Genomic DNA, 23,884 nt, shown 5'->3' on the forward strand with positions numbered 1-23,884 from the left:
AATATTTCCTGTTTATACTCAAGAGACATTTTCGTCATCTTCTTCAATGAGTTCTTGACCCGCCTTTTTCAAAATATCCTGATAGGTTTGTTCAATAAGGTCAAAATCCCCACTATCAATACTTGTCTGCATACTAATGAGTATGTTTTCATAATCATGTTTAAATGAGCGTACACTCTTATAGGCAGTTTCGATTTTTTCATTATAAGCTTCCAGACTCCTCAAATGCTCCTCTTGTTCTCTAAGAATTTTACTATCACGAACACCTTTACCGTAGGAAACAAAACGAACAAGAATATACATGTGTATAAGAAAACCAACCCAAATATAAATTTGAGGGTAACCCGGGAGGTAGGTCTGACTCAGGAGCAAGGAGAATATCTCCTGTTTAAAGAGGATAAGCAGATAACTGATAATTAAAATATGATCAACTTGCAAGAGCATGCTCTTATATTTATCCTGCAAGTCCTGATATGGTTCCTTAAAAAAGCTATCTAAACCAAACATTTTTTGCAAGCCTAGAAAGAAGGGAAGAACAACACTATCTACAGCCAAGATTCCTAAATGGTTTGGAACCAACTCGACCGGCTTATTAAAGAAAACTCGGAAAAGATAAAAACTAAAGAAACTTGTAATCAAGGTCCAAAAGACAGGGGCATAGAAAGCATAAAAATACTTTTCTTCTCGTAAAGCCTGAGGTTTTTCAAGAAAAATAAAGACTAGGAGATAGATTGCATCTGGAATATCAATTTGCCATAGAACCTTGGCTAACCACTTAACAGCAGTTACTACGATTACATAAGGAATGTAACGGTAAGTAAAAACATCTAGATAAGCCATTCTAGCTAAAATCACAAGATGTGAAACGACAACAACCAAAGCAATAAGACCATCAATCGCAAGTTGCATATGCTTTTCCCCTTTCTATTTTCCCTTATCCTCCACAAATATTATCTTTGATTTATCAATTATCCTGAAAAGAGAGGACCTGGGTAAAATGATGGTCACAACTACGAGTCTCAAGATTTACTTTTGGATAGCGATTAAGTATATCTGCGACCTTAGACAAACCAAGTCCTCGGCCTTCACCTTTGCTAGAAACCCCTTCATCAAAAATCCTTGACACAGGAATACGTTCTTCTCTGGTTGTATTATCAATAACCAAGATAAGATAACCTTGATTTTTAAAGAAGGATATGGTTAAAGTAGGATTTTCAGAATCCACTGCCGACTCAATAGCATTGTTTAAGAAGACAGAAGAAATCACAACCAAATCTAAGGCCTCTATCTGAGTTGACGATATAACATCTGGTAACTCCAAATTGACCTTAATTCCTAAGTTCTCTGCCTCAAGCACTTTAGCAGAAAAGAGACTCTTGAGAGACGTGATTTCTAAGTTGATCAAACGTGACAATTCATAATTTGACAAAGTTAAGCTATTTCCAGATTTCTCTAAAAGCTCTGCATACTCTTGTTTCAAAGCAGGTAAGTCTCGACGTTGGATACTAACCTCCATTGTCTTAAGTCCTTCAAGATAATCCTTCTTCACCTGAGAAATATCATTATAGAGATTTTCTAAACGGTGGCTATATTCCTCTAAACTTTCCTCATGTCTAGCCATTTCTTCGGCCAACTGGTTTTTCACTCTTCTCTTAGAATAGATATTAAGCTGAGCAAAGAGCAAAATAAAGAGAATGGAGTAAACAATCGTAATACTGCCTGCTAAATAAATAAAGAGGCCTGTGTAAGGAAAGATGTTACTGGCATAGAAAATAATTAAAGATAAAACAATATAAGCCAGAGTAACCCCAACCAATAAGCGTTGCCTAACTTGGTAAGTATGGTTATTTCCCATAACATTGAGAGCACCAAAGTCAATAAAGAATACTTTGACAATCAGATGAAAAATTGGATAAATCAAGAGATAAGACAGAGCAATAAGTACTGGGGTGTCCTTGACCTGTAAATAATTAATTTGAAAAATCCATGGGAAAAAGTAAAGTTGAAGCAGTTTCGAGGTGACTTCAACAAAAACCCACGGCAAAAAGGTGAAAAGAAAAGAATTCTTTTCACTACTTGATATTTTATTTAAGAAAAGATAGCAGAACAAAAGTGCTAAGAGCGACCCTGTAATGCCTCCGACAAATAGAGAGAGCAAGAGACTCCCTGCGATAAACCAGCATTTACTCTTCCAAGTTTTGAGCAAACCTGACATATCGTGACTAACAATTAAAATAGCCAATAGACGTAGAACCGTAAACAAAACGATCATCTCTAGACTCCCCCCTTCCTTTCAAAAATCAACCTACTTTATTGTAACATAAATATATAATTTAGCGTCATTCCTATTAGAAAAAGCTAAAAATATAAATTTATTTTTTCTTGGTTAAGAACAATCAATTATTAATATGAGCGTCAGACCATTTCCCATATCCCCTACTTTTCATAAACATAAAAAAGAGCTTAGAAAAACTAAGCTCTTTAACTGACTCATTACCTCTTTTTATGGGTACATGCCAATGACGTAGTAGAAATACCAACCAAATCTTCTCATAATGCTCACTCCTCCCTACTTTTTATTACCAATCTATTATAAAACTAATTTAAAGTTTTGAAAATGATGATATGATTACGAAATATCATCATTATATTACAAATACACTCTTAGTAATACCCCATTAATTGCTGATACATTGTTTATGTGCATTCGAAAACCCAACAATTGTTGGGTTTGTTTTTATAATGTTGCAAGAACTTTATCAATATGTTTGATTGATTTTTCACGACCAAGCAAGAAAATAGTGTCTGGCAATTCTGGACCGTGCATTTCTCCTGAAACAGCAATACGGATTGGCATGAAAAGGTTTTTCCCTTTGATTCCTGTTTCTTTTTGAACAGCCTTAATCTGAGGGAAAATGTTTTCAACAACAAACTCATCATCAGACATAGCTTCGAGTTTGGCTTTAAAAGCCTCAAGTACTGTTGGTACTGTTTCACCAGCCATAACTTCTTTTTCAGCATCTGTCAATTCTGGGAAATCTTCAAAGAAGAGATCTGTAAGAGGGACAATTTCTTCTGCAGCTGTCATTTGTGGTTTGTAGAGTTCCACTAATTTTTCAGCTTTATCTGTTAAACGACCAGCTTCTTCCAAGAAAGGTTTGCAAAGAGCAAAGACCTTATCGAAATCTGCATTCTTAATGTAGTCGTTACTCATCCAATCCAATTTCTTCTGATCAAAGGCCGCTGGTGACTTACTTAGACGGTTTTCATCAAAAAGTTTAATGAGTTCTTCACGAGAAAAGATTTCGTCTTCACCGCCAGGATTCCAACCAAGCAGAGCAATGAAGTTGAATACTGCTTCTGGAAGGTAACCTTTTTTACGGTAGTCTTCGATAAACTGAAGGGTGTTAGTATCACGTTTAGACAACTTCTTACCAGTTTCAGAATTGATGATAAGGGTCATGTGTCCAAACTCAGGTGCTTCCCAACCAAGAGCTTCATAAACCATGAGTTGTTTTGGTGTATTGGCAATATGGTCATCTCCACGGATAACGTGTGAGATTTGCATATCGTGGTCATCAACAACTACCGCAAAGTTGTAAGTTGGGTAACCATCTTTCTTCTGGATAACCCAATCGCCACCGATATTACCACCTTCAAATTCGATATCTCCCTTAACGATATCATGCCATTTATAAATTCCTGACTCATTAACCGCCAAACGAACTGTAGGAACAATACCTGCTGCTTCACGTTCTGCGATGTAGGCAGCTTTTTCTTCTTCAGTCATACCAAGAAACTCGTTAATATAACGAGGTGGTTCACCTGCTGCTTCTTGACGTTCGCGCTCAGCGGCCAACTCTTCTTCAGTTACATATGACTTATAGGCTTTACCTTCTGCCAAAAGTTGATCAATATACTTTTGGTAAAGTGGCAAACGCTCTGATTGACGATAATTTTCGTGTGTTTCAGGACTTTCATCCCAGTCAATCCCCAACCAACGCAAGTTATCAAGCTGTGAACGCTCACCATCTTCAACGTGACGTTTACGGTCAGTATCTTCAATACGGATAATGAAAGTACCGCCATGATGACGTGCATAGAGGTAGTTAAACAATGCTGTACGGGCATTACCAATGTGTAGTAGCCCTGTTGGACTTGGTGCGTAACGAACGCGAATATCTTTAGCCAAGATAAATCTCCTTTTTATGTTTCATTCTTCAGTCTTTGGATACCTATTAAGCCTAAATCCTTCCCTTTGGAACAACCTTAAGACGATAAGTACCCGTAGGTAACTCTAGCCTTCAAATTTTCCAAATAAAAATCTAGAAGCGAGTACCAATCTTTCTTATTATATCACAATCTAGGGGTGGTTCGAGAAATTTTGTTAAAAAAACGACTACCTAAAGGTAGACGTTTTCGATAGATTACTTAACGTGTTTAGCAAGATCTTTTTGAGCTTTGTCATTAGATTTCGCTCTTTCTTTAAGCCAATCTTTATAAGCTGAGTCGTATTGTTTCTTAGTTACAATATCATCTTGAGATTTAAGATACTTGAAGTAGTATGTAGAACCTTTATCACCAGCTTGAGCATATGCTCCTGAGAATGGCTTAATACGAGAAATGACAGCGGCTGCACCATTATAAGTAGTCGTTGGGATATAAAGTGCACTATCCGTCAACCATGCCTGAGCTTTTGCATATTTTTCATAACGAGCCGTCAAGTCTGTTGTTTCCTTAGAAGCATCATCAACCAATTGGTCATATTCTTTAAGACCTACTTTTTGAACCGCTTGACTATTTGGATCGTCATAACCCATGAAAGATTTAGTATTTTCACTATTTGTAGTCTTCAAGACATCAAGATAAGTTGATGGATCAAGGTAATCAGGCTCCCAAGCCACACCTACTGACAAGTCCCAATCCTCTGCAGCTGCATTTGAAGCAGAGTAGGTAATATTATAGAAATCATCAGTTGACAATTGGTGAAGATCAAGTACAACATTATCTTTTCCAAGAGCTGATTCAATAGATTGTTTAAGTGACTGCACTTGATTCACAAAGATTTTATTTGACTGATTGACAGGAACATCCAAATGGATTGGGAACTGAACCCCTTCTGCTTGAAGAGCTTCCTTAGCTTTAGCAAATTCAGCCTTAGCTTTTTCTGGATTATAAAGACCATCTTGACTATCTGCAAGATTCACACCAGACCACTCATCACCATAGCTTGGTAATTGATCCATTACCATAGTTCCGAAATCTTTACCATCTGCTTGAACAAAGTCTGGTTTAACATAGATATTACGAACGGCAGTACTACCACCCTCTTTACCGTTAAGTTGTGCAGCATAATTCGTACGGTCAATAGCAAAACCTAATGCTTGACGGAAATCTTTGTTAAGAAGAGCTGTCTTAGTTGATGTCTTTTGCTGGTCATTTTCTTTAGATGTATGACCATAAGTTTGACGATCGATATTAATACCGACACCTTCTACAGCTGCTCCAGGTTGTGTATAGAAAATATTGTCTTTGTACTGTTTTTCAACTTTAGAATAGTTTGAACTAGTTGGGTATAGACGAGCTAAGTTATAGACTCCATCTGTGAAGTTACGTTCCAAGGATTCTTGGTCTGTACCATCATCGTAAGTCAATTTAACTGTATCAAAGAAGACATTATCCTTATCCCAATAGTTTTCATTCTTGGTGAACTCAATAGATGATTTCGTTGTCAAAGATTTAAGAAGGTATGGACCGTTATAGAGAATAGAAGTCGGATCTGTTGACTTACCAAAGTCTTTACCTTTAGATTTCAAGAATTCTCCATTAACAGGCCAAGTAACAGAGTAGGTCAATTTTGAATTCCAATAAGGTTCTGGTTGACTAAGCGTATATTGCAAGGTGTAATCATCAACAGCCTTGATACCTACATTTGAAAAGTCCTTGTTGGCACCTGAAAGGTAATCATTCAAGCCCTTAACTGAGTTTTGTAGCAAATAAATCGCTTCAGAATTTGTATCCGCAGCATGTTTAAGTCCTGTCACAAAGTCCTTAGCCGTCACATCAGCATACTCTTCACCATCTGAAGTATACCATTTGACACCCTTACGAATCTTGTAAGTATATGTCAAACCATCTTGAGAAACAGACCAGTTTTCGGCTACAGAAGGTTTTAGATTCCCATATTGGTCATTTTCAAACAAACCATCAACACCATTACTCACAGCTGTCGTCATATTTTTCTTGTTTGTAGCAAGATAGTCTAGGGTTGCAGGATCGCCACCGTAGACATAATTATAAGTCTTACCAGACGTCTTACTTGATGACGAGCAAGCCGTTAAAACACCTACAGATAACAGGCCTACGGCTGCCAGTAAAAATACCTTACTCTTTTTCATTCATTGCCTCCTTAAATTCGCAACGTAAAAAGTTCAAAAATCAATAATTATGTGTATACGCTTAAATTATACCATAAATTCGAAAAAGCAACACTACTTTCTGAATATTTTTTATTTTCTACTCAAATTTCGTGTTTAGACCAAGAAAAAAACCTATCCGAAGATAGGCCCTTTACTACTCTTACAATGAGTTAGGATCAACTTTGATACCAGCACCTTGTGTAGTAGTGATTGAAAGGTTTGTGATGTAAGCACCTTTCGCTGTAGCTGGTTTAGCTTTTTGAATTGCATCGTTAAATGCTTTGAAGTTTTCAACCAATTTTTCAGTTTCGAATGAAACTTTACCGATGATAGCTTGTACGTTACCTGCTTTATCAGCACGGTAAGTGATTTTACCACCTTTAGACTCTTCAACTGCTTTAGCAACGTCCATAGTTACAGTACCAGTTTTAGGGTTTGGCATCAAGTTACGTGGTCCAAGGACACGTCCAAGACGACCAACGATTGCCATCATGTCTGGTGTTGCAACAACAACGTCAAAGTCAAGCCATCCACCGTTGATTTTAGCAACGAGTTCGTCTTCACCAACGAAGTCAGCACCTGCTGCTTTAGCTTCTTCAGCTTTAGCACCACGAGCAAATACAAGAACGCGTTGAGTTTTACCAGTACCGTTTGGCAATACCATTGCTCCACGGATTTGTTGGTCAGCTTTCTTAACGTCGATGTTAAGGTTGTATGATACTTCAACAGTAGCATCGAATTTTGCGAAGTTAGTTTCTTGTGCAAGAGCTACAGCTTCTTCTACGCTGTAAGCTTTTGTGCTGTCGATCTTTTCAAGAGCAGCACGCATTTGTTTGCTTTTTTTAGCCATGTTAATTATTTCTCCTTGTGTAATGTGGTCATAACGACTTTCATCTTCCACGTCACTCAGCGAAGTGAGACGACGTCTGTGGTTTTCTTGTTAACTGAATTAGTCAGTAACAGTGAATCCCATTGAACGTGCAGTACCTTCGATCATACGCATAGCTGATTCGATGTTTGCAGCGTTCAAGTCAGGCATTTTAGTTTCAGCAATTTCTTGTACTTGTGCACGAGTTACTGAAGCAACTTTAACTGAGTTTGGAGTACCTGAACCTTTTTCAACACCTGCAGCTTTTTTCAAAAGAACAGCAGCTGGTGGTGTTTTAGTGATGAAATCAAATGATTTATCTTCATACACAGAGATAACAACTGGGATGATCATACCAGCTTGGTCAGCTGTACGAGCGTTAAACTCTTTAGTGAATCCCATGATGTTGATTCCGGCTTGACCAAGAGCTGGTCCAACTGGTGGAGCTGGAGTCGCTTTACCAGCAGGAATCTGAAGTTTTACGATGTTTTCGACTTTTTTAGCCATTTTGTAATTTCCTCCTATTGTGGTTTTGGCGGTAAGTAAGTTTTGTTACCTCCCACAAGTATGTTTTTACATACCTTATCTATTATACAGAAATTCTTTTTAGATGCAAGAATTTCTTATTAAGTTTAGGAAAAAATTTACATAAAGGGCTTTTCGAGGTAAAATAGACTTATGATTCTATATAAATTCTTTGCTATAGCATTTTTGATTCTAACACCTATCTTTGCTTTTATTATCCACCGCTTCTTCAGTTTAAAATACCTCGGGCTTAATTTTGCTGACCTTACCTTCCCTCTTTATTTTATTGAGCTAGTTGCTGTGTCAGCCCGTTTCTTTACCCATAGCTTTTTGCCTTACATCACCATTTTATTATCCTTGGCGGCTATAATTATCACGATTCAAATGCTGAGAAAAACACAATCCTTTAAATTTAAACGTTTTCTTAAGTTGTTCTGGCGTATCAGCTTTTTTATCACCAGTCTTTTCTATTTGGGGACCGTGATTCTCATTTTTATTGTTTCTTAAGAACTAGATTAACTCAGCAGATTTATTGTGTGCTGAGTTTTTTATGTCAAACCATGAAAAAAGCAGGCAACCTTGCCTGCTTAACTTTTCGGTATTAGGGTTGAACTTGAGTCATTCGACCAGTATCTACATCATAAACCGCACCGGAGATGATAACATCCTCAGGGATAAGCGGTGACTGACGAAGAATGGCCATATCTTCACGAACACTCTCTTCTACATCTGTGAATGGAAGAAAATCTTGATCAGAAACATCAACACCAAGTTCTTTATTGAGATAGGCGGTAAACTCATCGTTCTTAAAGGTCTGAGCACCACAATCTGTATGGTGAAGAACTACGATTTCTCGTGTCCCCATCTGTTGTTGAGAAATGACCAAAGAACGAATCATATCTTCCGTCACACGACCACCCGCATTACGCAAAATATGAGCGTCACCTAGGGCCAACCCCAAGGCCTGAGCAACGTGAAGGCGTGAATCCATACAAGTCACAATAGCCACCTTAGTCTTTGGTTTCAAGGGAAGATGGGCTGTCCCGTGGAGGTCAACATAGGCTTTGTTGGCATTGAGAAAGTTTTCAAAATAAGACATAATAACTCACTTTCTAATGAAGAAAATAATTTGACTATCAAATTATTTACACACTATCTTATCATCTTTTTATTAACTTGTCAGCTATTGAGTCCGCAACATAAAAAAGGAGAATAAATGCTAACAAGCATCCATCCTCCTTCAATTTATATTATGAACGTTTTGGCAAGTATCTATTAAGCAAGCCTGCAAAGGTTTGAAGATTGAGACTTTGAACATAAATTTCACCTGTTCCTCTAAAGGTATTAACAACACCCTCTCCTGTCCCAATAGACTGCCAGAAACCATTTTCCAGGTGAATATTATAATCAAGTGTCTGACTCCAGGCAACGACATGAGCATTATCAATAGTCACTTCTTGATTGTTTAGCTCAATTTTTTTAATAGAGCCGTAAGCATTTGCCAAGAGAGTTCCTTGGCCTTGGGTAGTCATTACAAAGAAACCACCCTGACCACCAAAAAGAGCCTTACCAACAGACTGGAGCTCCATTGTATAGTAAGCTGTGCCATCAAGTGCTAGAAAGGCACCGTCGTTGAGTCGGTACTGTTTTTCACCTAAATAAAGTGGAATCACTTGACCTGGAGAATCAGGGGCCAAGGCTATATAGCCATTATTGGACTGCGAGACAACCTGAGTAATAAAGCTACTTTCGCCCGAAACCATTGAACGCCCAACTGCTTTTACAAAGCGACCTAAACCTGATCCACTGGCATTTAATTTGGTACTCAGTGTCACATTCGGTGTGTGATATACCATACTGCCACGCTGGATAAAGACTGTTTCACCTTGATTAAGAGATAACTCTACTAAAGGGAACTGCATGTTGCTGTCTGTAAAAAATTGCATAATAAATACCTCCCTATTCTTAAGAAAAGTATAGCATCGAACAGGTATTTTTGCAAGCGCTTCCAAATTCTGGCTTTGAGGCATTTTTTTAAGAAAAGACTTTTTTGAGTACTTCTCCTACCGTCGTGACCCCAATGATCTGGATACCTTCTGGAATCTTCATGCCATGAAGCGAATTTTTAGGAGCATAAATCTTAGTAAAACCTAATTTAGCAGCCTCATTAATACGCTGTTCAATGCGAGTTACTCGGCGAATCTCTCCAGTCAACCCAATTTCTCCTATGAAAGCTTCTTGTGGATTGGTTGGAAGCTCCTTGTAACTAGAAGCAATCGCAACGGCTACAGCAAGGTCAATAGCTGGCTCGTCCAATTTGACACCACCAGCCGATTTGAGATAGGCATCTTGATTTTGGAGAAGAAGGCCACAACGTTTCTCTAAAACAGCCATAATGAGGCTGACACGGTTAAAGTCCAGTCCCGTCGTTGTCCGCTTGGCATTACCAAAGACGGTTGGTGTCACCAAGGCTTGAACTTCAGCTAAGATAGGTCTGCTACCTTCCATTGTCACAACAATGGCAGAACCTGTGGCACCGTCTAGGCGTTCCTCTAAGAAAACCTGGCTAGGGTTTAGCACTTCTACCAAACCACCAGACTGCATCTCAAAAATCCCAATCTCATTGGTTGAACCAAAACGGTTTTTGACTGCTCGTAAAATACGGAAGGTATGATGACGTTCCCCCTCAAAATAGAGTACCGTATCCACCATGTGTTCCAACATACGTGGCCCAGCCAGTTGTCCCTCCTTGGTCACATGTCCAACAATAAAAGTGGCAATGTTATTGGTTTTAGCAATCTGCATGAGTTCAGCAGTGACTTCACGAACCTGAGATACAGAACCTTGAACGCCAGAAATCTCTGGACTCATGATGGTCTGAATAGAGTCGATAATGAGGAAATCAGGTTTGATGGTCTCTACTTGACTGCGAACCGCTTGCATATTGGTCTCAGCATAAAGATAAAATTCGTTATCAATATCACCTAAACGTTCGCTCCGCAATTTGATTTGCTCGGCAGATTCTTCTCCAGATACATAGAGGACCGTACCCTTGTTAGCCAGTTGCGTTGACACCTGTAAGAGGAGGGTTGATTTCCCTATCCCTGGATCTCCTCCAATAAGAACCAGACTGCCCGGAACCACACCGCCACCTAAAACACGGTTAAACTCGTCCATATCAGTCTTTATGCGGGCATAATTGATTGAGGATACTTCTTTTAATTTAGTTGGTTTAGACTTTTCACCCGTCAAACTGACACGGGCATTTTTCACCTCCTGCACCTCAACCTCTTCTTCAAAAGAGGACCAAGAAGAACAGTTGGGACAGCGCCCTAGATATTTGGGTGAATTGTAGCCACATTCTCGACAAACAAAAGTTGATTTTTTCTTTGCTATGATAATTCTCCTTCTACGATTACTCCGACAGAATGCCACTTATGCAATGTTTTTTTTAATTTCTTCTGGTTGGCAACTCCGACAGCGGACAAATCAACAGAAACCTGATAATTCTCCTTGACAGCTGCCAAAATGGAAGCCTTGACACAGCCATTGCCATCTACCCCTATAAACTCTAAGCTTTTAGCAGCATTCCCCTCCAGAAACTCTTTTAAATCCAGATTGGTAAAGCAAGAAGCCCGACGCTTCTCAAAGATACGAGAAGATGCAAGCAGCAAGCCGGTCGCAAATTTCTTCTTTCTATCTTTTCTCTCCCAGAAAAAACGATTGAGAATATAGATAACCCGGTCACTGGGATAGCTGGCAATTTTGTCATTTACAGCTACAGTCAGTTCTTCATGATATGCTTTTCCTACAGCAACATAGTCTGACTGCATATCTACAACTAATAAATAGTCTGCCATATTCTTTCTCTATTTCCCTGTCGATCCGAAACCACCTGTACGAACACCGTCAGCTTCATCTCCATCTACAATTAAGAAGGGCATAAAGACACCTTGAACGATGCGTTCGCCAACTTCAAGAGTCACGGGCTGATCCGTAATATTTTTCATCTGGGCGAAGATGTGACCCTCATTCCCTGGATTTCCATAGTAATCGCCATCAATAACTCCAACAGAGTTGATCAAGACCAGACCTTTTTTGCGAGGATTAGAAGAACGATCATAAAGATATAGCACCTCACCCGCTTGCATATAAGCCTTGACCCCAGTTGGGACGAGGACGATTTCTCCTGGTGCAATCACTGTGCGCTCTGCCACCTTTAAGTCGTAGCCAGCTGCATGGGCTGTCTCCCGTTTTGGAAGCAAGTCCTGATTGGTATAGGTTGATACAAGTTCAAATCCACGAATTTTTGTCATTATTTTTCCTTTCGATACATCTATAAATTAATTCTTGTAAAACTAGCCATGCTAGCTTCAGACTTTTAAATCTATCCCATTATAATCTATTCGAAATAAGATGACAAAGGTAATAGTCTAATCACTTTCTCATTAAACGAAGATTGACTTTTAACCAGGAAAACGCTAACATAATAATAGATATAATACTTTTAAGGAGAATTGTCATGAAATTCATCGGACTTGTTGGTACGAATTCAAAACGTTCAACTAATAGACAATTATTGCAATATATTCAGAAACATTTTGCAGATAAGGCAGACATCGAACTTGTTGAAATCAAAGACCTCCCTGTCTTTAACAAACCCGCTAACAAACAATTGCCAGAAAGTGTCCTTGAAATCGTTAAAAAAATCGATGAGGCTGATGGGGTTATTATTGGAACACCTGAGTATGACCACTCAATTCCAGCTGTTCTCATGAATGCTTTAGCTTGGGTCTCATACGGTGTTTTCCCTCTTTTGAATAAGCCTGTTATGATTACAGGAGCATCTTATGGAACTCTAGGAGCTTCTCGTGCACAGCTACAACTTCGTCAAATTTTGAATGCTCCAGAAATCAAAGCTAATGTGCTTCCAGACGAATTCTTGCTTTCACATTCCCTTCAAGCTTTTGATAGCAACGGCGATTTAGTTGACCTCGATGTCATCAAAAAATTAGATGCTATTTTCGATGACTTCCGTCTCTACGTCAAAATTACTGGTAAACTCTCACATGCTACAGAGTTATTACATAAAGAAGCTGAAGACTTCGACTGGGAAAGCCTATAAGACAGGAGAATATAAACTATGAAATTTGTTGGACTCGTTGGAGCAAATTATGATCAATCATATAACCGTAAACTGCTCGAATTTATCAGAAGACATTTTAAAATTAAATTTGAACTTGAAGTTTTAGAAATTGATGAAGTCCCTATGTTTAACCAAGATGAAAAATGGGATGAAAGTTTCCAACTTCGCTTACTTAATAATAAAATTACACGCGCTGACGGTGTCATCATTGCAACACCTGAGCACAACCACACTATCTCTGCAGCACTTAAATCAGTATTAGAGTGGCTATCATTCGAAGTGCACCCTTTTGAAAACAAGCCTGTAATGATTGTTGGTGCTTCTTACTACGATCAAGGGACTTCACGTGCCCAAGTGCATTTGCGTAAAATCCTTGAAGCGCCTGGTGTTAATGCTTATACACTTCCAGGTAATGAATTCTTGCTTGGAAAGGCTAAAGAAGCCTTTGACCTTGAGGGAAACATTACCAACGAAGGTACTGTTAACTTCCTTGAACAGTGCTTAGATAATTTCATCCAATATGTAGGAGTGGTTTCTAAATTGAAAAAACCAAAACCAATTGAACCTGAAGACTTGGATTGTAACAACCCAATCGCTACAACTGTTACCGAAGTTGATCCTGACGATCCAGAGTGGGTAGAAAAAGTAGCTGAAATCACTGGTGCGGTATCTGGTGATACCTACGTAAAATTGGACCACGGTATTTTGACGGTTAATCAAATTGACATGTTCCTCAAGGCTATGCCATTTGAATTGACCTATGCCGATGATAACAACCAGTTCCTCTACTACAACAACGCCCATCAAGATCCTGACACTATGTTTGCCAAACGTGTGCCACCTCAATCTGGTAGCCGTATGTCAACTGTTCACGGCTCACTTCCACCAGCTCGTATGAAAAATGTGGAATGGGTTATCGGTACACTTCGTAATGGTAACCAAGAATATGTTCGTACGATTGTTCCAGGGTCACCTGAAGGAGTTATTAATACGCATAACTATCAGGCTATGTACTATGATGATGGTTCTTATGCAGGAATCAATGAAATCGTCTTTAACTTTAAACCATGGCTTGACTGGTATCTCGAAACAACTGGTCAACGCCTTGTCGGAGGAAGCGGTCCTTTTGCACCAGCTGCAGCTAGTCATGGCGGTAGCGACGCCACATCTGGTGCATCAGATGCGGGTGGTCATGGTGGCGACGCAGCCCCAGCCGCAGATGCTACATCTGGAGCATCCTCATATTAAGACTTGGAAAAGTTGGGACAACTGTCCTGACTTTTTTTCATGGTCATCCTAGATTAAGTTTCACTCGAGCTTGCGCATTTGCCATGCTCCATGCCACATATTTTAGAGGTAAACCTATGTCTCAATTTAAAGAAAAAGTATTCGCTGCTTGTGCTAAAAAAGAAGCTCTCTTTGACGAAAGTCTGGGTCGCTATGCCTTGCGTTCTATGCTTGCAGGAGCTTATCTTACCATGTCAACTGCTGTAGGAATTATTGGTGCGGATGTTATCGCTACAGGTATTCCGGCCCTTTCTCGTTTTGTTTTTGCCTTTATCTTTGCCATCGGACTGGTCTTCGTTCTCATATTCAATGGAGAGTTGGCTACTTCAAACATGATGTTCCTGACCAGTGGTGCCTATTATGGTAAAATCAAATGGAGCAAGGTGTGTACCATCCTCCTCTACTGTACCTTCTTTAATTTTGTCGGTGCCCTTATCTTGGCCTGGTTCTTCAACCAATCCTTCTCTTTCCAACATTTGACTGACAAGAGTTTCTTAGTTACCGCTGTCTCAACCAAGCTTGGAAAAACAGATTGGATGAACTTTACAGAAGGTATTACAGCGAATATGTTCGTTAATATTGCCATCTTGGGTTACATGCTCCTCAAAGAAGAATCTGCTAAGATTTTCATTGCGCTATCAGCCATCTTTATGTTTGTATTTTTAATTAATGAACACTTGATTGCTAACTTTGCCTCTTTCATGTTGCTCGGTTTCAACGGTGTGCGTGATGCTGTGGATAATTTCACTTTGGCAAATATTCTACGTCAGTGGATAGTCGTTTTCTTCGGTAACTGGATTGGCGGAGGTATTTTCATTGGTTTGGCATACTCTTGGCTCAATAAAACTAAAACACCTCACATTGATTAGGAGACCTCATGCGTCAAAAGACATTCATCAAACAAACCAGTATAGCTATTCTACTCTATTTTATTTGCCTAGCCCTTGCAGTCGCCATTGATTTAATCTTTTTCAAAGTCAAAAATATGTATCATACGCCTGCTTTAGCTGCTATCTTTGCAGGCTGGGTCTATTTGGGGCTTATCAGAAAAACTAAACAATTTGGAGCTATTACCTGTCTGGGTATCTTTATGTCCCTCTTCTTCTTTGCCTCTGGGCACTTTGTTCTAGCCTTTCTTCCTAGCTTTTTAGCTGGCCTTGTCGCTGATTTTCTAGCTAAGAAAGGGAACTATGAGAATAATAAACTTAATCTACTCTCCTATATGATTTTTTCCCTAGGGAACTTAGCACCCATTATCACCATGTGGCTTGCGCCCAAAACTTATATCGCACAGCTCCTGGCCAAAGGGAAAACTCAAGATTATGTCAATCAAGTTATGGTTCCCTTTACAGGCAGTCATGTCTTAATCCTGATTGGAGGAACGCTCATGGCTGCCCTCATTGGAGGCTACATTGCCCAAAATTGGCTGAAAAAATAAATGGCCATCAGCCTTACTAACAGAGAGTACAAGACAAACATGCTTTTCTTATGTTATAATGAGAAAGAATACAGTCTTTTTCTACTTTGTTAGAAAGGACCTAAAGGGAGACCTAATGATGAAAAAACAAAAAATCGCTGTCTTGGGCCCTGGTTCATGGGGAACTGCCCTTGCTCAGGTACTCAACGACAACGGACACGAGGTCCGTATTTGGGGAAACATCCCTGAACAAATTGATGAAATTAACGAGAAACACACCAACACCCGCTACTTCAAGGATGTGGTTTTGGATGAAAACATTAAAGCCTACAAGGAACTGTCTGAAGCCCTAGATAGTGTCGACGCTGTTCTCTTTGTTGTTCCAACCAAAGTTACTCGCTTAGTTGCTAAACAAGTTGCCGAACTTTTGGACCACAAAGTTGTTGTCATGCATGCTTCAAAAGGATTGGAACCTGGAACACACGAACGTCTTTCAACAATCCTTGAAGAAGAGATTCCTGAGGAACTTCGCAGTGACATTGTTGTCGTATCTGGTCCAAGTCACGCTGAAGAAACTATCGTTCGCGATATCACTTTGATTACAGCAGCATCTAAGGATCTTGAAGTGGCACGCTATGTCCAAGGCATTTTCAGTAATAACTACTTCCGCCTCTACACCAATTCAGATGTGATTGGTGTTGAAACAGCTGGTGCTCTTAAAAACATTATCGCGGTAGGTGCAGGTGCCCTCCACGGTATGGGATATGGGGACAATGCTAAGGCAGCCGTTATTACTCGTGGACTTGCAGAAATTACTCGTCTTGGTGTGAAACTCGGTGCCGATCCTTTGACTTACAGCGGTCTATCTGGGGTTGGTGACCTTATTGTTACAGGAACTTCTATCCATTCACGTAACTGGCGTGCTGGGGATGCGCTCGGTCGTGGAGAAAAATTAGAAGACATTGAACGTAACATGGGAATGGTTATCGAAGGTATTTCAACCACAAAGGTTGCCTACGAAATCGCCCAAGAACTCGGTGTCTACATGCCAATTACAACAGCAATCTACAAATCTATCTATGAGGGTGCTGATATCAAGGAATCTATTCTCAATATGATGTCCAATGAATTGCGCTCTGAAAATGAATGGGATAAAAAATAAAAATCTAAGGAGTTCTCATGAAGAATCAAAAAGTTAGAAAAGCTATCATCCCCGCTGCAGGACTCGGAACACGCTTTTTACCAGCTACTAAGGCCTTGGCCAAAGAAATGTTGCCAATCGTTGACAAGCCAACCATCCAATTTATCGTTGAAGAAGCCCTCAAATCAGGTATTGAAGATATCTTGGTGGTTACTGGTAAGTCAAAACGTTCTATCGAAGACCACTTTGATTCAAACTTCGAGTTAGAATACAACTTGGAACAAAAAGGTAAGACAGACTTGTTGAAATTGGTTAATGACACCACTGCTATCAACCTCCACTTTATCCGTCAAAGCCATCCGCGTGGTCTTGGGGATGCAGTTCTTCAAGCCAAAGCATTTGTCGGAAATGAGCCATTCGTTGTCATGCTTGGTGACGACCTCATGGATATCACTAATGACAAAGCAGTACCTTTGACTAAGCAGCTCATTAACGACTATGAGGAAACACATGCATCAACCATTGCAGTTATGCCTGTACCTCACGAAGAAGTTTCTTCATATGGTGTCATCGCCCCTCAAGGCAAAGGCGAAAATGGACGTTATAGCGTTGAAACTTTCGTTGAAAAACCAAATCCAGAAGATGCACCAAGTGATCTTGCTATCATCGGACGTTATCTTCTAACACCTGAAATTTTCGGTATTTTGGAAACTCAAAAACCAGGTGCTGGAAACGAAGTCCAACTGACTGATGCCATCGATACACTTAACAAGACACAACGCGTCTTTGCTCGCGAATTTACTGGAAACCGTTATGATGTCGGTGACAAATTCGGATTCATGAAAACGTCTATCGATTACGCACTTAAACATCCTCAAGTTAAAGATGACCTCAAGCAATACCTCATTGACTTGGGCCACAAACTTGAAGGCAAAGCAGCTAAAAAAGACTAAAATAAAATCCATCGAACATAACATTCGATGGATTTTTCATATGACTTAAAAATAAGTGAATCCTAGAAGAATCAGCAATAGTAAAATGTAGGTTAAAAGGGATGTAGAACGCCAACCTTTACTAAATAAGCGACTTTCAACCTTGTTGGCCAAAAAGATAGCTGCAAGAGCACCTCCAACTAAACCACCGAGATGGCCTGTAATCCCAACACTAGGTGTAAAAAGGTTGAAGATTAAGTTAATAACAATCAAAACCAAATAATTACGGCCTAACTGATTAAGCAAGGGGCTGTGACTGTAATAACCAAGAATCACAACAGCCGCAAAAAGTCCAAACAAGGATGTCGAAGCACCAGCTGCAATAACATTAGGCGTAAAAAGTAAGGTAAAGGCATTTCCCATAACACCCGCTAACAAATAAAGCCCTAGAAAACGTGGAGTCCCAAAAATCTGCTCAGCCATTTTCCCCATAAAGTAAAGAGTAAGCATATTAAATAGAAAATGCTCAACACCTATATGCACAAAAATTGGTGTTACAAGACGCCAAAGGTTCAAGGGACTGTACTGAACAAACGCACCGTACATAGCTCCCATCTTAAAAAGGCTCAAAGGCGAAGTCGCTTGAAAGCCGTTTAAAAGATATTGACAGATAAAAGTCAACGTCGTAAGCCCCAACAATAGATAGGTTGCCGGGTATTTCTTCCACTCATTTATTTGCATGTGACGACCTCCTTAACAGGAATATCATAGCTGTCTGGTTGAAAATCATGTTTCTGGCAAGGATAAACCGTACTAACTGTCTCCCCTTCAAAATCAGACAAATAGCGATCATAGTAACCTGCTCCGTAACCAATGCGATAGCCTTCATCATTGAAAACTACTCCTGGCACATGAATCAAATCAATCTCTGATTTTTCCACAGCCAAATCAGACGCAGGTTCCATCAAGCCAAAAGAGGTTGCAACAAGATTATCTGGATCATAATCCACAAAAATCATTCGACCTTGTTTATATGTTTTAGGAATCAAAAGTCGTTTACCATCCTTTAAAGCCTGATTGATTAAAAGACTGGTATCATATTCATGAGGAAAAGACAAATAAGTCGCAATCACCTGAGCCTCTTTATAAGCAGGTAAGGCAATCAATTGCTCCAAAAGATGTTTATCTATCTTAGCCTTAGTCTCAGGTTCTTGTGAAGTTAATTGAGCCAAGACTGTTTTTCTAAGTTCATTTTTCATAGGTTTATCATATCAAAAAATCTACCAAAAGTCAGACTTGGTAGATTTTTTAGCTTTATCGACTCTGATTAGGCTTCTGCCTTGTGTTTAAGGAATTTTCCAATTTCAGCCACTGCAAAAGCGAGAGCATCTTCATTTGGGCTCATCTTAGGATGGTGAAGTGCATATGGCGTGTCGATTCCCAACCAGAACATGACACCAGGAACTTTACTAAGCAAATAACCAAAATCCTCTCCAGTCATAGCCGGTGGACAATCAATCAGGTTAACTTCTGGGCTAGCATCAAAGAAGGCCATCAACTCTTTGGCCAAGGCTGGATTATTTTCCACAGGAAGATAACCACCTTGTTTCAACATGATATCCACTTCCATACCAAAGCTAGCTGCTACACCTTCTGCAATCTGGCGCACACGCTTCTGGATAAGGAGACTCATTTCCTGAGTAAGGGTACGAATAGTTCCATAAACCTCTGCAGTTTCAGCGATAACATTATTAGTAGTTCCTGCATGGAAAGAACCAAAGGTAACTACCCCACCCTGAATAGGGTCAACATTACGACTGACAATCGTTTGCACTTGAGTAATAAAGTAAGAAGCTGCTACAAGAGCATCATTGGCCTCATGTGGAAAGGCCGCATGTCCACCTTTCCCCTTGAAAGTAACGAGGACTTCACAAGTCCCAGCAAAAAGGGTACTTGTGTTAGTCGCAATATCACCTACCTTGAAATCTGGACGGACGTGGAGGCCATAGAACTCATCTGGCAACCAATCTCCAAAGGCACCATCTTCATACATAAGCATACCACCAGCTTCATTTTCTTCGGCTGGTTGGAAGAGGAAGAGCATGTTATTTTTAGGTTGTACTTGAAGCATCTGGTCCAAAAGACCAAGTGCTGTGGTCATGTGCATATCGTGTCCACAAGCATGCATACGACCTTCATGAGTAGACTTGAAGTCAAGATCTGTTTCCTCTACGATTGGGAGGCCATCAATATCTGTACGCCAACCAATGATTTTTTCAGGAGCATGCCCGTGAAGATAGACAAGAATTCCTGTACGCCAAGTACGTTGCTCCACAAAGTCCTTACCTTCAGTCATTTCGGCAATACGCTCTAAGAGGTAAGCCTGAGTTTTAAATTCTTCCAAACCAATTTCAGGAATTTGGTGAAGGTCTCGTCTGATTTTGATTAAATCAAGTGTCATGTTTTTGTCCTTTTTATTTATATTTATTTTATAGAGAATCTAGAAATAGAGGCCTTACAGGCCTCTACTATCAATATGTTACAAATTACGCAAAGCGTCTTCGAGTGCTGTTTTTTGTTGTGTTTTTTCATCGATTTCCTTGATGATACGAGCTGGAACACCAGCTACAACCACATTTTCAGGAACATCTTGAGTAACGATAGCTCCAGCAGCAACGACTGAACCATTACCAACTTGAACACCTTCAATAACAACAGCATTAGCACCAACAAGAACGTTGTCACCGATACGAACTGGGTCTGCTGAAGCTGGTTCAATCACACCAGCAAGGACCGCACCCGCACCGATGTGGCTGTTTTTACCAACAGTAGCACGACCACCAAGGATTGCGCCCATATCAATCATAGTACCAGCACCAATTTCAGCACCGATGTTGATAACAGCACCCATCATAACGACAGCATTATCTTCGATAGTTACTTGGTCACGGATAATAGCGCCTGGTTCGATACGCGCATTAAGGTGACGTTTATCAAGCAATGGAACAGCTGAGTTACGGCCATCTTGTTCCACAACATAGTCCTTGTTTTCAGTCAAATTCGCAAGAAGTGGTTCGATTTCTTTCCAGTCTCCGAAAAGAACATTACCAAGCTTAGTGACAGAAGCCGGAACAGCAGTTGCCAATTCCCCTTCAAAAGTTACTTTAACATTCGTTTTCTTTTCAGCATTACCGATAAAAGCGATAATTTCTTGTGCAGACATTTTTTGTGCAGTCATGAGATTCTCCATTCACATAAAGTTAGGAATTATTATACCAAAAATTCTGATAATTGTCTTTGCTTTTGCCAAATAGAGTGTATTTTTATGTAAAATTTGTCTTTAGAGCCTCTATGTCAGTAATCACTCGATCTGGTTTAATTGGGGATTTCTCCAACTCTCGACGAGAATAAGGGAAGGTATTCAGCAAGATACCATCGATCCCAACTGCCTCAGCCACAGCAATATCAGTCGTCAGGTCATTTCCCACCATGACAGTCTCAGATGGCTTTAACCCATGATCATCCAAAACTTGCTTTAAAAATTCAGGTTGAGGCTTACAGATACCCGCATCCGAAGACAGGTAAATGGCATCAAAGTAAGGTCTTAACTCCATTAAGTCAATCTCAGCATTAGTAAAGGCTGCTTGAGCATTAGACAAGAGATAGAGACGACAGCCCTGCTCTTTTAGAAAGGTCAAAACCTCCTTGGTATGCGGATAAGCTAACAACTGCTTACGAGATAAGACGCGAAAGACCATGGCTATCAAATTTCCCCAATCGTCCGGCTGACTAGAGTTACTAGACTGAGACCGACCATCTACATAAAGCTGGTTGAAAATGTGAACTAAATCAACTTCTGGATAAGCAACTCCTTTAATCTCTATTAACTCCTTACGAGTCTGAGCCACACGCTTAGCATAAGCCTTTTTAAGAGCATCACCTTCATAAGCCGCTCCATAAGCCTGATATAGCTGGCCTAATGTATCCCATAACACAGGATCCTTCTCATCAGTTAGGATATCAACCAAGGTACCATAAAAATCAAAAATGTAGTTCTTATAGGCTCTATTTTTCATCACTTTTTACCCATTACTGAAACTTTCTTACTTATTGCTCCCATCATACACCTTTTAGGAAGACCAAACAAGCTAACTGAGATATTTTCCCATCAAAAAAATCCCAACGACTGTTAGGATTGCTTATCATCTCTAATACGACCAATCAGCAGCTCTCCCGCAACGGTTAATTGCGTCACTGAAGTCAAGTCCAAAGTATCCTTATTGGTATGGAAGAAAAGAGGTGTCATCTCAGCAAATGTTTGAACATGCTCTGATGGCATAGACCAAGTCTTAGCAATCGTCACACGCTCCAAAAGGTCACAGGACTCTTGAAAATGTTCCAGAACATCCTGGTTCGAATAAGCCTGCGCCTCCGGTAACAATTGGCGAAACTCTTTAAGATGATCCTCATGAGGAATAACCTTAAAAACCAAGCCATAATCAGACAAAAGTCGTCCAAATTCTTGATAATTAGCTGGTGAAAAAATATCTAAAATCACATCAATACTATGTTCACGTAAAGGCAATTGAGCCAAATCGCCAACAAACCAAGCTACGTTTTTCTGAGGATTTTGACGTGCCGCAAGAAGGATTGAATCCTTAGACAAGTCAAAGGCCATGAAATCCTTGTCAAACTCTTGAGCCAACTGACGGCTATAATAGCCTTCACCACAGGCAACATCTAGAACGTGCGAGTGTTTAGGAAGGTCACGCAAGTGCTCTGAAATCACCTCCAGAATAGGATCGTAATAGCCTGCCGCAAGAATCTGACTCCTCTTTTCAAAAGAAGCCATATCATAGTGCTTATCTCCCTTGGTCTGTCTCAAAAAATTAACAAAGCCCTGCTTGGCGATATTAAAGGTATGCCTATTCTGACAAACCAAGCTAGACAAATCCAAATGCATTGGCGCCTGACAGATAGGACAAGCAAAAAGACTCTCTTGATCTTTAAAAACACTAAATTTGGCCATAAATCCTCCTTAACACAAAAAAAGAGCACACACCTGAAATCGCTTAGGGCTGCTGGATTCCTCCCCTGACCCGCTTCACGCACAGATGTTGCTCCGAAAAATATTATACCATAAATTGAAGTGATTGCAAGTAGAGAACTTATGATAAGACTAGCTAGACCTACCCCTATCAATCCCTATTATCTTCTTCTGTCAGTATAACCTTCGATAAAACATAAGACTTACCATGGTGACATTTATGTCACTACTTTTTTATTTCTCGACACCTTATAATAAATCCATAGCTTGAGTAAAGCACCAAAAGCTAGTGACATGGCTGACTTTATTGAAAGGAGAAGTCATATTTAACATATCTCTTAACTCGTGGTGAGAGGGTATGAGATTTAAAAACTCACCAAAAATAAAAAAAGGAGAATGACAATGATTAACAAAGAAATGAAGGCAGCTGACCTAGCCTCAGTAACAGGAGGCGGATGGAAGACTAACCTTGCCATTGGAGGGCTCTGCCTAGCTTCAGGACCTATTGGAACTATGGTATGCCTTGGAGCCTACAATGGCTACATGGACTCTGCGAGATAAAAGAAAGGACATATGAACAATGACTAAGACCATTAACAATCGTAAAAACATGACTACTCAAGAACTTGAAACTGTATCAGGTGGAGTGGTTCCTTGGGCCGCTATTTCTGTTGGCATTGCTGCTGCAAAACTGACTTATGACCTTAGCTATGCTGCAGGTAAGTCTTTCTATAACCTCACCCACTAACTAACAGAACTCGGCTGACATCTCAAAGATTTTGAGGATGATAACTCATGAAACATATAAACAATCAAACAAATAATACTACTGCTAATCAATCACCTAAAATGAATAACTATTTACTCGTAAAAATAGCTTTAGCTGGAATTATCAGTAGCCTACTTCTGATACTCCTAATCAACCTTATCTTTTATGTACGATTAGGAACACCAATTATTGATACTAATTTGAAGTCCGCTTTTGGTACTCTGATTCTCTTTATGCCTATTTTTCTTTTAACAAGTGAGAAAGAAAAAAATAAAGCATAGAAAGAGTGACCTAAATTGCCTTCAGGAAAACAAAAAAATCATCTTCCATTAA

Annotated in this window: 27 protein-coding genes and 1 other RNA gene; 10 read left to right on the forward strand and 18 right to left on the reverse strand. The window is 39.8% G+C overall.

Going from position 1 to position 23,884, the window contains the following annotated elements:
- Nucleotides 1-18: 18 nt before the first annotated feature.
- The 6 genes from BSR19_RS09495 to rplK form a co-directional block, all read right to left on the reverse strand.
- Nucleotides 19-909: a histidine kinase gene (locus BSR19_RS09495; RefSeq protein ID WP_156247043.1), complete on the reverse strand. Its 891-nt coding sequence runs from the start codon at nucleotides 907-909 to the stop codon at nucleotides 19-21.
- A 55-nt stretch (nucleotides 910-964) separates the two neighbouring features.
- A complete protein-coding gene (locus tag BSR19_RS09500) occupies nucleotides 965-2,272 on the reverse strand; it encodes a GHKL domain-containing protein (RefSeq protein ID WP_037600068.1) in 1,308 nt (435 codons plus the stop codon).
- A gap of 465 nt (nucleotides 2,273-2,737) precedes the next feature.
- Nucleotides 2,738-4,192, reverse strand: a complete 1,455-nt coding sequence (gene gltX / locus BSR19_RS09505; protein ID WP_060973050.1) for a glutamate--tRNA ligase — start codon at nucleotides 4,190-4,192, stop codon at nucleotides 2,738-2,740.
- Between the two features lie 235 nt (nucleotides 4,193-4,427).
- On the reverse strand, nucleotides 4,428-6,398 hold the full coding sequence (locus BSR19_RS09510; RefSeq protein WP_060973051.1) for a peptide ABC transporter substrate-binding protein: 1,971 nt from the start codon (nucleotides 6,396-6,398) through the stop codon (nucleotides 4,428-4,430).
- 181 nt (nucleotides 6,399-6,579) lie between these two features.
- Nucleotides 6,580-7,269, reverse strand: a complete 690-nt coding sequence (gene rplA / locus BSR19_RS09515; protein WP_037598508.1) for a 50S ribosomal protein L1 — start codon at nucleotides 7,267-7,269, stop codon at nucleotides 6,580-6,582.
- A 99-nt stretch (nucleotides 7,270-7,368) separates the two neighbouring features.
- Entirely contained in the window at nucleotides 7,369-7,794 is a 426-nt protein-coding gene (gene rplK / locus BSR19_RS09520; protein ID WP_002885648.1) for a 50S ribosomal protein L11, read from the reverse strand.
- A 171-nt stretch (nucleotides 7,795-7,965) separates the two neighbouring features.
- Here rplK and BSR19_RS09525 point away from each other — a divergent pair, with 171 nt between their 5' ends.
- Nucleotides 7,966-8,319, forward strand: coding sequence for a DUF3397 domain-containing protein (locus BSR19_RS09525; protein ID WP_060973052.1), 354 nt, complete (start codon nucleotides 7,966-7,968; stop codon nucleotides 8,317-8,319).
- A 94-nt stretch (nucleotides 8,320-8,413) separates the two neighbouring features.
- Here the strand turns inward: BSR19_RS09525 and BSR19_RS09530 are convergent, their stop codons facing one another.
- From BSR19_RS09530 to BSR19_RS09550, 5 genes are all read right to left on the reverse strand, one after another.
- A complete protein-coding gene (locus tag BSR19_RS09530; RefSeq protein ID WP_002886981.1) occupies nucleotides 8,414-8,911 on the reverse strand; it encodes a beta-class carbonic anhydrase in 498 nt (165 codons plus the stop codon).
- Between the two features lie 151 nt (nucleotides 8,912-9,062).
- Complete coding sequence (locus BSR19_RS09535) at nucleotides 9,063-9,758, reverse strand: TIGR00266 family protein (RefSeq protein WP_037598509.1); 696 nt, start codon at nucleotides 9,756-9,758, stop codon at nucleotides 9,063-9,065.
- An 88-nt stretch (nucleotides 9,759-9,846) separates the two neighbouring features.
- Nucleotides 9,847-11,208 (reverse strand): DNA repair protein RadA, encoded by a 1,362-nt coding sequence (gene radA, locus BSR19_RS09540; RefSeq protein WP_082759652.1) that lies wholly within the window; start codon nucleotides 11,206-11,208, stop codon nucleotides 9,847-9,849.
- Nucleotides 11,205-11,672 carry an isochorismatase family protein gene (locus tag BSR19_RS09545; RefSeq protein ID WP_060973054.1) on the reverse strand — a complete coding sequence of 156 codons (468 nt, stop codon included), beginning with the start codon at nucleotides 11,670-11,672 and terminating at the stop codon, nucleotides 11,205-11,207. Before BSR19_RS09545 ends, radA begins: the two co-directional genes overlap by 4 nt.
- Before the next feature lie 9 nt (nucleotides 11,673-11,681).
- Nucleotides 11,682-12,128: a dUTP diphosphatase gene (locus BSR19_RS09550; protein ID WP_002886985.1), complete on the reverse strand. Its 447-nt coding sequence runs from the start codon at nucleotides 12,126-12,128 to the stop codon at nucleotides 11,682-11,684.
- Nucleotides 12,129-12,334: 206 nt separating this feature from the next.
- Between BSR19_RS09550 and BSR19_RS09555 the strand changes: the two genes are divergently transcribed.
- The 6 genes from BSR19_RS09555 (at nucleotide 12,335) to galU (ending at nucleotide 17,756) form a co-directional block, all read left to right on the forward strand.
- A complete protein-coding gene (locus tag BSR19_RS09555; protein ID WP_002886986.1) occupies nucleotides 12,335-12,937 on the forward strand; it encodes an NADPH-dependent FMN reductase in 603 nt (200 codons plus the stop codon).
- Nucleotides 12,938-12,955: 18 nt separating this feature from the next.
- Nucleotides 12,956-14,206: an NAD(P)H-dependent oxidoreductase gene (locus BSR19_RS09560; protein ID WP_060973055.1), complete on the forward strand. Its 1,251-nt coding sequence runs from the start codon at nucleotides 12,956-12,958 to the stop codon at nucleotides 14,204-14,206.
- Between the two features lie 116 nt (nucleotides 14,207-14,322).
- On the forward strand, nucleotides 14,323-15,114 hold the full coding sequence (locus tag BSR19_RS09565; protein ID WP_060973056.1) for a formate/nitrite transporter family protein: 792 nt from the start codon (nucleotides 14,323-14,325) through the stop codon (nucleotides 15,112-15,114).
- Between the two features lie 8 nt (nucleotides 15,115-15,122).
- Complete coding sequence (locus BSR19_RS09570; RefSeq protein WP_060973057.1) at nucleotides 15,123-15,683, forward strand: MptD family putative ECF transporter S component; 561 nt, start codon at nucleotides 15,123-15,125, stop codon at nucleotides 15,681-15,683.
- A 118-nt stretch (nucleotides 15,684-15,801) separates the two neighbouring features.
- Nucleotides 15,802-16,824, forward strand: a complete 1,023-nt coding sequence (locus BSR19_RS09575; RefSeq protein ID WP_037598511.1) for an NAD(P)H-dependent glycerol-3-phosphate dehydrogenase — start codon at nucleotides 15,802-15,804, stop codon at nucleotides 16,822-16,824.
- A 17-nt stretch (nucleotides 16,825-16,841) separates the two neighbouring features.
- Nucleotides 16,842-17,756 (forward strand): UTP--glucose-1-phosphate uridylyltransferase GalU, encoded by a 915-nt coding sequence (galU, locus tag BSR19_RS09580; protein ID WP_037601510.1) that lies wholly within the window; start codon nucleotides 16,842-16,844, stop codon nucleotides 17,754-17,756.
- Nucleotides 17,757-17,801: 45 nt separating this feature from the next.
- Here the strand turns inward: galU and BSR19_RS09585 are convergent, their stop codons facing one another.
- The 7 genes from BSR19_RS09585 to ffs all read right to left on the reverse strand — a co-directional run bounded on the left by BSR19_RS09585 (nucleotide 17,802) and on the right by ffs (nucleotide 22,864).
- A complete protein-coding gene (locus BSR19_RS09585; protein ID WP_060973058.1) occupies nucleotides 17,802-18,476 on the reverse strand; it encodes a rhomboid family intramembrane serine protease in 675 nt (224 codons plus the stop codon).
- The gene (locus tag BSR19_RS09590; RefSeq protein WP_060973059.1) at nucleotides 18,467-18,994 is read right to left on the reverse strand and encodes a 5-formyltetrahydrofolate cyclo-ligase; all 528 of its coding nucleotides are present in this window, start codon (nucleotides 18,992-18,994) and stop codon (nucleotides 18,467-18,469) included. Before BSR19_RS09590 ends, BSR19_RS09585 begins: the two co-directional genes overlap by 10 nt.
- 68 nt (nucleotides 18,995-19,062) lie before the next feature.
- Nucleotides 19,063-20,196 (reverse strand): N-acetyldiaminopimelate deacetylase, encoded by a 1,134-nt coding sequence (locus tag BSR19_RS09595; RefSeq protein WP_060973060.1) that lies wholly within the window; start codon nucleotides 20,194-20,196, stop codon nucleotides 19,063-19,065.
- A 78-nt stretch (nucleotides 20,197-20,274) separates the two neighbouring features.
- Nucleotides 20,275-20,973, reverse strand: coding sequence for a 2,3,4,5-tetrahydropyridine-2,6-dicarboxylate N-acetyltransferase (gene dapD, locus BSR19_RS09600; RefSeq protein ID WP_060973061.1), 699 nt, complete (start codon nucleotides 20,971-20,973; stop codon nucleotides 20,275-20,277).
- Nucleotides 20,974-21,058: 85 nt separating this feature from the next.
- Entirely contained in the window at nucleotides 21,059-21,811 is a 753-nt protein-coding gene (locus BSR19_RS09605; RefSeq protein ID WP_037598514.1) for an HAD family hydrolase, read from the reverse strand.
- 113 nt (nucleotides 21,812-21,924) lie between these two features.
- Nucleotides 21,925-22,764 (reverse strand): methyltransferase domain-containing protein, encoded by an 840-nt coding sequence (locus tag BSR19_RS09610; RefSeq protein ID WP_156247044.1) that lies wholly within the window; start codon nucleotides 22,762-22,764, stop codon nucleotides 21,925-21,927.
- Between the two features lie 14 nt (nucleotides 22,765-22,778).
- Nucleotides 22,779-22,864, reverse strand: an RNA gene (gene ffs, locus BSR19_RS09615) — signal recognition particle sRNA small type.
- 320 nt (nucleotides 22,865-23,184) lie between these two features.
- Between ffs and BSR19_RS09620 the strand changes: the two genes are divergently transcribed.
- Genes BSR19_RS09620 through BSR19_RS09630 form a run of 3 tightly spaced genes read left to right on the forward strand, consistent with a single transcriptional unit; the run spans nucleotide 23,185 to nucleotide 23,832 of the window.
- Complete coding sequence (locus BSR19_RS09620; protein WP_002885650.1) at nucleotides 23,185-23,343, forward strand: class IIb bacteriocin, lactobin A/cerein 7B family; 159 nt, start codon at nucleotides 23,185-23,187, stop codon at nucleotides 23,341-23,343.
- A 19-nt stretch (nucleotides 23,344-23,362) separates the two neighbouring features.
- Entirely contained in the window at nucleotides 23,363-23,530 is a 168-nt protein-coding gene (locus BSR19_RS09625) for a class IIb bacteriocin, lactobin A/cerein 7B family (RefSeq protein ID WP_002887002.1), read from the forward strand.
- A 47-nt stretch (nucleotides 23,531-23,577) separates the two neighbouring features.
- Nucleotides 23,578-23,832, forward strand: coding sequence for a hypothetical protein (locus BSR19_RS09630; RefSeq protein WP_045001373.1), 255 nt, complete (start codon nucleotides 23,578-23,580; stop codon nucleotides 23,830-23,832).
- The last annotated feature ends 52 nt before the right edge of the window (nucleotides 23,833-23,884 follow it).

This window comes from Streptococcus salivarius (assembly GCF_009738225.1).
GTDB lineage: Bacteria > Bacillota > Bacilli > Lactobacillales > Streptococcaceae > Streptococcus.